1 protein-coding gene is annotated in these 1,578 nt (G+C 42.2%); it reads left to right on the forward strand.

What is annotated here, in order from left to right; all coding sequences use genetic code 11:
* Positions 1-741 precede the first annotated feature (741 nt).
* Positions 742-1,578 (forward strand): AEC family transporter (locus AC1DPK_RS34090; protein WP_477513023.1); only part of this gene is annotated, 837 nt, incomplete at its 3' end.

Here is a 1,578-nt window from a genome sequence, read left to right on the forward strand (position 1 = left end):
TTTTCAAGTAGATCATTGAATGCATTTTCGGGTATAGTATTCATCGAGTAGGGCTCCTTCTTGGTGATCTCAGCAATCCCGAGGATACCCTACTTTTTTGTGTTTTGAATAGACTCCAAAACTTGGTACACAAACTATTGTACGTCACCTAATTTGATGGAAATAGAACTAGTTTCTAGTTCTATTTTTGCTGATTTGGTGTTTAGATGTGTATAGTGGGGCGATTTAATTACGGATAAGACTAGTTTCTAGTCTTATTTGCACGAAACAAGATAATTTGATGGAAATAGAACTAGTTCCTAGTTTTATTTTTGCTGATTTAGTACTTTGGCGGGGATATGGGGCGAGTTACTTACGGATAACACTAGTTTCTAGTCTTTTTCACACGATACAAGCTGATATTATGGGAATAGAACTAGTTTCTAGATCTATTTCAGCTGACTCACGGCTTAGAGGGAAATGGCTGATTCGCCGAATGGATGGGCATGTGAAACGATTTGCAGCATCGCACATCACAGCAAGTCACATAAGTCGCAGATTCACACAAATCACAGCTAGTCACAGCAAGTCACAGCCAATCACTGAAGATCAACCGCTTAGTCACAACAGCGAGCGTCACATGAATGCTTGCCTTATCAAGCATGAACCTATTAAAATGAGGATGCGATCTTAGTCGCAGTCATGGCCATTTCCGATACTATCATTTTTCAAACTATATAATAGAAAGAAGCAGATGCAGCGATGAATATTTTCTTTCACATTTTAATGACAAACGTGCTTCCGATGGTCATCATGATTGGGCTTGGCATTATTATTCAAAGAGCGTTCAAGCTGGATATTAAAACGTTATCGAAGCTGAATTTTTATTTATTTTCACCCGCTATTATGTTCGACCTCCTATATAAAACGGACATTTCTGCCCAAGTAATAGGGAAAATTTTATTGTTTTTTGTGCTGTTTTTGGTTACGCAGTATATTATCGTTGAGCTGGTTATTAGAATAAGAGGGTATCAGCCAAGTATGAAAAGCGCGATGCGCAACAGTGTATTGTTCTACAACAGCGCAAATTACGGCATACCGCTCAATCAGCTGGCTTTTGCAGGCAACGAGAAAACATTCGCTATTCAGCTATTAATAATGATGATGCAATCTCTTATACCGAACACGTATGGCATATATAACGTCAACGCGCACAAAGCCGATATGCGGGCGATTTGGCGGACAATTATCTCAATGCCGATTATATATGTCATCCCGCTTGCCTTCCTGCTCAGAGGGTTCGACGTTCCCATCCCGCAGCCTATAGCTACACCGATCGGTTACTTATCAGCAGCGTTTATCGGTACAGCGCTTATTACACTAGGCGTACAGCTGGGCAATATGGAGTGGAAAATAAAGCGCTCACTCCTCATTGATGTCAGCATATCGGGCATACTCAGACTGATTGCCGGTCCTTTGCTTGCGTGGCTGATCGTCTGGCTGATGGGACTCGACAAGCTGACGGGACTCGACAAGCTGACGGCAGCTGCCCTCATCGTTTCATCAGCCGTCCCCACTTCACTCAGCAGTGTGCTGCTC

It is taken from the genome of Paenibacillus sp. 01T424 (genome assembly GCF_056398745.1).